Below are 7,494 nucleotides of genomic sequence, written 5' to 3'. Positions count from 1 at the left end.
CTTTACCATTCAGTTCGGAGACCGCATCTCCGTCAATTGAAGTCCGAACCGTTTACACAAAAATTCGGACACGCCCAGACATAGGCCACAACAAAGTGGCCTTTTTTGATTCGGCGAAGACGTTTTGCACGTGTCTCTTTTAGGCTGAATGCTGTCGGCCAACTCAGCATGGTCACCCAAAGCTGTCATTGAATGGAGTCTTCCTTGCAGGTCCGCTCTACACCTCAAAGCTGTCACTGCAGGCTTACTCAAGCCGAGTGACTGCTTTTGCACGTGTTGAGGTGGCGCTGTCGACCCATTGCTGTCACTCATGTTCCGTGGATCTATGTCCGCTGTGCAGGCCGGGTACGGTCGCTAGCAACCCGGACCGGAGTTCACTGTAGCTGGCAAGAAGCATTCATCGGTTTAGCCGAATAGCAGCCAGCTTCAATGACTGCTTTCGGGGGCGCAGCAGTCACCCCGTCTGGTCAGGGGCGGTTCTACCGTCAATTGGTCGTTGGATGTCAGCAGCCTGCAAACTCGGAGCGATGATCTCAACCCATTGGAGGCCGTCAGCTGGGGCAGGTGAATCCAGTTGCTAACTACTCTACATACTCGATCTAAAGCAGCTCTCCTGGTTGCGTCTCTTGTGCAGAGCGAGTCGGCAGCGTAATACGAAATACTGCACCGCCGTCTGGCCTGTTGGCTGCTGTAATGGTGCCATCCATCGCGTCGATAATCTTTCGGCAGATTGCCAATCCCAAGCCTGTTCCACCCGAGCCATCTTTCGTCTTGCTGGACTGAACGAATGGCTGAAAAATCTTGTCTAGCTCTTGCGCGGGCACGCCTGGCCCCTGGTCAAGGAAGTCAACACAGATGTTCCCTTGACCATCGAAGTGCCCTTCAACATCAATACGTCCATGGGGTGGAGAGAACTTGATGGCATTAGCCAGCATATTGCGTATGGCTTGCTGAAACCGGACTGGGTCTGCTTTGGCAATTAACGGCGCATCCTCCAGCCTAAGCCGCAGATCAATTTGCTTCTGATGGAGCAGTGGCTCGAGTTCGCGTGCAACCGGCCTGATCAGCCCTCTCAGATCAATTTTTTCCGTATGAATTGCGCCCACTGGGCTTTCAAGTTTGGCCACATCCAAAAGATCATTGACCAACGCTAGCATGCGCTGTCCCGCAGCATGGATGTCTTGAAACATCTCACCTAGCTTAGGGGTGGCACCAGCCCTGAGCTGTCCCAGTTCGGAGAAGCCGATAATCGATTGAAGTGGTGTGCGCAGTTCATGGCTCATGTTCGCAACGAACTCAGACTTCACTCTGAAAGCCTCCTCCGCAGCATCCCGGGCTTCCCGCGTCGCTAGCTCGGCAACCCTGAATTCCGTGACATCCACGAAGATGCTCAGAACACCTGTCGGATGACCGCGCGCGTCCTTAATCGCTGTCTTCGTAATTTGCATGTCTCGATAGGCACCGTCCGCATGAATGATTTTGGTGTCAAGCTGGGTGCGTTGACTCGACGCGAGAACGAAATCATTGGCTTTAAGTTGCGTAGCCGCATCTTCGCTAGCACAGATGTCCTGCAAATTACTCCCCATCACTTGCAGCGCGTTCGAGCCCGAAAACTCCTCCCATGCTTTGTTGGCAAGCGTTATGCGATGAGCTTCATCGGTCACCAGCAGTGGTAGAGGCGTAGACTCAAAAAGCAAATGCTGAAAAGCAAGCTGTGTTTGCAACTCTTGCTGTGCCTTCCAGCGTGCTGTCACATCCACTGCACTGCCTGCAAAGCCAATGATTTCGCCCTGTTTCGTAAGAGGAACTACGGAGATGTCGCAGAGAATTTCCCTCTCGTTTGGCAATGCAAATTGCGCTTGGCATGTGCGCAAACTCTGCTGGCTCTTTGCGTCTAGCAGAACCTTGACCTGAGGTCTAAATTGAGGCTCAACCATTTTCTCTAGACGCAGTCCTAGCGCTTGCTTGCTGGACTGTCCAGTAAGCATCTCCCAACGCGCATTCACAAATGTTAGCCGTCCGTCCTTGTCTGTGCGAAAAATCAACTCTTGAACGCTGCGCATAAGCACGGCCAGCTCTTGCTCACTACGAGCAAGTTTTGCTTGAGCTCGGTCCATCTCTTTGTGAGCTGCACTTTGAAGCTTGCGAGTCTTGCGCACTGAATAGCCCAACCCGATCACAAGAAAAAGCAATGCAAGCCCGGCAACAAAAAAGATGAATGCGTCATCTTTCCAACGCTGAACAACTGCGGAATACGGCTCCTCTACCAACAGCACAAGCGGCCAATGACGCACCGTTCGAAAGGAAACTATTTCCTGCTCACCAAGCATGCCTTTGCCGATGTATGAGCCCCGCTCACCGTTGAGCAACATCTGCTTGAAGATCGGAGTCTGCAAGGCTTCTGACTGCTTGACTGCCGCCCCCTTATTTGTGCTGGCCAGAGGTTGGCCTTCGTAAGTCAACAACAAAGCTCCATAGCTCAGGGACTCAAGCGTTGCTTGGTAGAAATTTGCCACTGCATCTGGATTTATGAGGGCAACAAGATAGGCCGTGCTACCGTCCTCCTGAAGGAAGCTCAGTACGTGCGGTATAAAACTAACGCCCCGAGGCGACTGGTCCTTGCTGGCACTGAGCGCCGACAAGTTTCTTCCTTGAATCAGCTTTCCCAGCGTAGCCGCTCCAGGTCTGGGCTCGCGGAGCTTCTCAGTGAACAGCGACTGAATGGGTACTGTCGCGCCTCTGTCACTAGGCTGCGTACTCGCGAGGACATTGCCTCGCCGATCCAGCAACGCCATCGCGCGAATAAACGGAATTTGTGAGACCACTTGAGCTAAAGAAGCCTGCCTTTCCTGGACCGAGGCATCATGGTCAACAATTGCCGGGCTTAGAGCAAGGCTCGACAATGCCAACTCGCTTGTCTCGAATGTCCGTGCCGTTTGCTCCTCAAGAACTCGAGCCAGCAGCATTGCCTGTGACTTACTCTGTTCAGCTTGTGCGTGCAACCGCCCCCAGATGTAAATGACAAGAGCTCCAAGCACACACAGTGCAAATACAAAAATCAAGCCTTTGATATGAGCACTGTGACGGACGCTTAAAAACTGACGGGTTGCAGCTCGGTGTGGCATCGTTCTCGTACTTTATCGGGTGGCCTCGGGTACCACTATGGCGCTTAAACCATTGTTTTTCGCAGCCCGCGCTAGACGTCCGTCGCGCTTGATATCTGACACAAACTGATTAAGGCGTGCTAACCATTGATGGTCCTTGGGACTGACGGCATAGCCATAGGGAAGGATATGGAAAGGCGTGGTTGGAGGAATCAATTGGGCCCAGTCAGCACTATCCAATAGTCGGCGGCTGTAAGGATAGTCAGTCATGAAGACATCCACACGGCCAGCCATTAGCTCCTTTTCCCGAGTTTGAGGGGGCTCGATAGACACCACTTGGGCATGCTTGAGAGACTGCTTCATCACTGGTTCCATGAAGGTGCCACGCTGCACGGCGACCTGCACACCAGGCTTGTCTATATCTGCCCAAGTTTGGACGACTGGGTTGCTCTTGGTACTGATGCCGTAGATGTCGGAACTCAAATAGGGGGCGGTAAAGCTCAATTGCTGTTGTCGTTGAGGCAGTATTCCTACTGCAAACATTGCGACATCGCATCGCGCCCCTAGCAAATCAGGAATTAGCTTTGGAAAAGAGGAGTCGATGTATTCCAGACGAACTCCTAAGTCTTTCGCAAGCTCGGCAGATAGTTCAATGTCAACGCCCTGAAGCCGACCAGAACGATTATCGCGGAAGGTAACTCCGTAGTATTCAGGCCATATGCAAACTTTAAGTGTTCCAGTTGACTTTACATGATCTAAAACAGTTCCGGAAAAAGCCTCGAATGAGCTGAAAAGAATAAATGAAGCTATCCCAAGCTTGGCAGCAAATCTTCTGTAATTTATTTGAAACATCTTTTTGAAGCACATTGCTTTTTCCAGTAAAACACTAATTCATTCAAGGTGTGTCAATGAGGTCTTCGAAAGTTGGAGAATGACGCGTTAATGCGCATCTCAACTCATCTAACTCATCTATGTTCTTCATGAAGATGTCGACGATCACTGGATCAAGAGCTTTGCCGTGTTCCGCTTGGATCATATCGAGCGCAACCTTTAGGGGAAATGCCGATCGATAGACTCTATCCATCGTTAATGCATCGTATATATCCACAATGGAAGTAATACGTGCGGAAAGCGGAATATCTTCACCGGCGATCCCTTTAGGGTAACCTTTGCCATCAAAACGCTCATGATGGCAAGCGGCTATTTCTGCGGCCATTTGGAAGACTGGGATTCGCGATTGCCCAAGTAACTTTGCACCTATTTCAGCATGCTTATTCATACTGACACGTTCCTCTGGTGTCAATGGACCATTCTTTTTAAGGATGCTGTCTGGAATACCAATTTTTCCAATATCATGCATGGGGGCTGCTTTACGAAGCAGACTAGCAAAATGTTGGGTACAACCTAAGCGTAAAGCTAGCGCTTCAGCGATATAGCCAATGCGAATAATGTGTGCGCCTGTATCGTCATCTTTGAATTCGGCCGCCATCGCTAAGCGCAGCAAAGTTTCGTGATGAGCACGCGTGACTTCTTTGAGAAGCTGGTTGCGCTCTTGGTACATGTGCCCGAAGTCTCTAATGAACTGCTCCATTTGAGCCAGGGCGGCAGGATCGAAGCTTCGTGACTCGCTGTGCAATGCATCGCCTAGCTCTGACATCAAATGGTCCTCTCCAGACTTTCAATGACTTCGAGCAGCTTCAAGGTACTAAACGGCTTTACCAAGTACTCGTCGGCACCTGCATTTAGACCAGCTTGTCGATCATCGGCACTACCGCGCGCTGTCAACATGATCACTTGGGTATCGCGCAAGTCATCACTGTCCTTGATCAATTGACAGACCTGTAGGCCACTGAGCGTGCCCGGCATCATGACGTCCAGAAGGACGACATCGGGTTTGATGCGCTGAGTGACCTCCCACGCCTCATCGCCAGTTGCGACCTCTTGCACTTCAAAGTCCCTGAACTCGAGCGTCATACGGATCAGCTTCCGGATGTCAGCATGGTCTTCAACGATGAGAATTTTTTTCATGAAAGAAGCCTTCAGGTTGGGTTCGCAACTTTTAACATTTCGTATCAAGCGTATCAATTATATCAATTTTATCAATTGAATTTGATGCAGAATCTCTCGCATGTCAGAAATATGCGAACCAATAGATCAAATTGCGCACTTCACCACCGCAGAAGTTGCAAAAAAGTTAGGAATGGCAGTACGGTCGGTTCAGCTGATGGTGGACCGTGGGGAGCTCGAGGCATGGAAAACACCAGGCGGCCACCGTCGCATCACTCAAATCTCTGTCGACGCATGGCAAGGCCGGCAAGCTAACTCAGGCGATCAAGCTCCGGAGCCTCCGCAGCGCCTCAAGCCCAAGCAGCGCATCCTGCTCATTGAGGATTCGGTTCACTTCCAGAACCTCGTGCAATTGTTGATTCAGCGCCACTTCCCAAATGTCGAGCTACATGTTGCGCACGATGGCATTACTGGCATGGCTTTGTTTGGACGCATTCAGCCTGACGTGATGCTGGTGGATATCCTGCTACCCGATATCAACGGAGCGGCACTGATCACTGCACTGAAGACGCACCCGCAATTCGCCCAATGCAAGCTGCTGGTCATCACATCCATGGATGAAGGAGAGCGTCAATCGTACGAATTTGCATTGAACGGGGTTCCCATACTGCACAAGCCTCGTTTGGTGCAAGACTTTCCAAAAGCCTTGAATGAGCTCCTGGTTTCATGAAAACCCCACCTCCAGTGGTCGTGCTGGTCGAAGATGACCCTTTGATTAGACGCTTCGTTGAGATAGCGCTCGAGGAGCTTTCACTGGATCTGGTGACATGCACAACTGCGGAAGAAGCTCAGCAGCTCATTCCGCTCAGCTCGTGTGCTTTGCTGATCACCGACATGATGTTGCCTGGCGCATCAGGTTTACAACTCATCGAGTGGCTGCGCAAAACTTCGTTTTCCGCCTGCCCAGTAGTTGTCTTTAGTGCCGGGCTTGACTATTCAATCACTGAGTACCTTGAACAACTAAGTGTCCACCGAGTGCTGCGCAAGCCAGTGTCTGTCAAGGAACTGGTGACTTGCATTGAGACTGCGCTCAATGCAAATGTCGCACCTTCAGTTATGCATGCGGCAAGGACTTCTAATGTCGGCGACATGCATGTGGAGGAGTACGCAATCAATACCTATTTTTGCGGCGATCGAGAGTTGTTTATCGAGTACAAGGCCGCTTGCGCGGTCCAGATGTCGACAGATCTCACCCTTGGCACTCAGCATCTTTCCTCAAGTGACAGTGCTGGATTGCACCGCCTGGCTCACAACCTTAAAAGTGTATTTCGCCTACTCGGACTTGAGACGGCCTCAGATACTGCAAGGAATCTTGAGGACGCCTGCAAAGGCGCAGACTGGGAAAAAGTTCAAGCTCATTGGCACCAGATCCGAATGGAGATGCAACGTCTTGCTGCATGGGAAAAACCAGTTTAGCGGAGCAGCCTGAGGCTTTCGCATAGTCAGTGCAACGTCTCGGTTTGATGCGCTTTTTTGAGTGGGACCTTAAGTGCCTTAATCGGTCTACCAGCTGCGGTCGCGAGATATTAGCTAAAAACGTAGTCCAAAGATAGGCCTGGGATGCCTACCCGCCTTGGAAAGTCCGGTAGGACCACGGTAGGCATAGCGAAGCGCGCGATTGAGCATTCACTGACTACGAAGCGATCCAGCCTCTTTTTTCTTGATCCGCATCAACCTTCTTGCAATGTGTAAGTTGTTTGTAACCAGGAAGCACAAAATCCAATGCGGTGCAGGCATAACAGTCGTCAACAGAAAAATCGCACAACATGGAACGCTTCAAAATCTCCACCCGACTTACCATCTCATTCGCTTTGATGGTCGTGCTCCTTGCTGTTCTAGGCGGCGTTGCACTCTTTGGTTCCTCGATCCAGCGCTCCGCGCTCGACGAGATCACTGAGAGGCGAATTCCTCTCAGCCGCTCGCTAAACACCATTCTTGATGGGACCAATGAGCAGGCCATCCAGTTTCGAAACTTGGTGTTGTTCCAATCAGGAGATATCAGAGACTCAGCTCACACGAAGATTCGCGATGCTCGCACCTCTATCGCGGAACAGGTCAGGACATTAACCCAACTGATTAGCTCCGAAAAAGGCAAATCTCTATTGGAGCGTCTGCTAGTGCATCGAGCAAAGTTCCTTCAGCAAGGTGACGAGTTCATTGCGCTCGTGGACGGGAGCCGGCATGACGAGGCATTGGCCATGCTTGAGGCCAAGCTACGTCCGACTCAGCTTGAGTATCAGCAGGTCATGTTGATTTCCACCCAGAAGTGACCCACTAGCCCCCGGTTTTTCCATCTCAATCTGACCCACGCATTAACCCTAGC

Annotated in this window: 7 protein-coding genes; 3 read left to right on the top strand and 4 right to left on the bottom strand. The window is 51.1% G+C overall.

Going from position 1 to position 7,494, the window contains the following annotated elements; genetic code table 11:
- Window positions 1-599: 599 nt before the first annotated feature.
- Genes ACWGXF_RS24140 through ACWGXF_RS24125 form a run of 4 tightly spaced genes read right to left on the bottom strand, consistent with a single transcriptional unit; the run spans window position 600 to window position 5,132 of the window.
- Window positions 600-3,125, bottom strand: coding sequence for a sensor histidine kinase (locus ACWGXF_RS24140; protein WP_452102582.1), 2,526 nt, complete (start codon window positions 3,123-3,125; stop codon window positions 600-602).
- A gap of 12 nt (window positions 3,126-3,137) precedes the next feature.
- A complete protein-coding gene (locus ACWGXF_RS24135) occupies window positions 3,138-3,971 on the bottom strand; it encodes an ABC transporter substrate-binding protein (RefSeq protein ID WP_291605005.1) in 834 nt (277 codons plus the stop codon).
- 28 nt (window positions 3,972-3,999) lie between these two features.
- Window positions 4,000-4,761, bottom strand: coding sequence for an HD-GYP domain-containing protein (locus ACWGXF_RS24130; protein ID WP_452102581.1), 762 nt, complete (start codon window positions 4,759-4,761; stop codon window positions 4,000-4,002).
- Window positions 4,761-5,132, bottom strand: coding sequence for a response regulator transcription factor (locus tag ACWGXF_RS24125; protein WP_291605009.1), 372 nt, complete (start codon window positions 5,130-5,132; stop codon window positions 4,761-4,763). The genes ACWGXF_RS24130 and ACWGXF_RS24125 overlap by 1 nt, the downstream gene beginning before the upstream one ends.
- A 100-nt stretch (window positions 5,133-5,232) precedes the next feature.
- Here ACWGXF_RS24125 and ACWGXF_RS24120 point away from each other — a divergent pair, with 100 nt between their 5' ends.
- From ACWGXF_RS24120 to ACWGXF_RS24110, 3 genes are all read left to right on the top strand, one after another.
- Entirely contained in the window at window positions 5,233-5,841 is a 609-nt protein-coding gene (locus ACWGXF_RS24120; RefSeq protein ID WP_291605012.1) for a response regulator, read from the top strand.
- Window positions 5,838-6,587, top strand: a complete 750-nt coding sequence (locus tag ACWGXF_RS24115) for a response regulator (protein WP_291605014.1) — start codon at window positions 5,838-5,840, stop codon at window positions 6,585-6,587. The genes ACWGXF_RS24120 and ACWGXF_RS24115 overlap by 4 nt, the downstream gene beginning before the upstream one ends.
- A 350-nt stretch (window positions 6,588-6,937) precedes the next feature.
- The gene (locus ACWGXF_RS24110) at window positions 6,938-7,441 is read left to right on the top strand and encodes an MCP four helix bundle domain-containing protein (RefSeq protein ID WP_452102580.1); all 504 of its coding nucleotides are present in this window, start codon (window positions 6,938-6,940) and stop codon (window positions 7,439-7,441) included.
- Window positions 7,442-7,494 lie beyond the last annotated feature (53 nt).

The organism is Comamonas sp. HJ-2 (genome assembly GCF_053615495.1).
The sequence above is the reverse complement of the archived record's forward strand: the minus strand, read 5'-3'. Positions and strand labels throughout refer to the sequence as shown.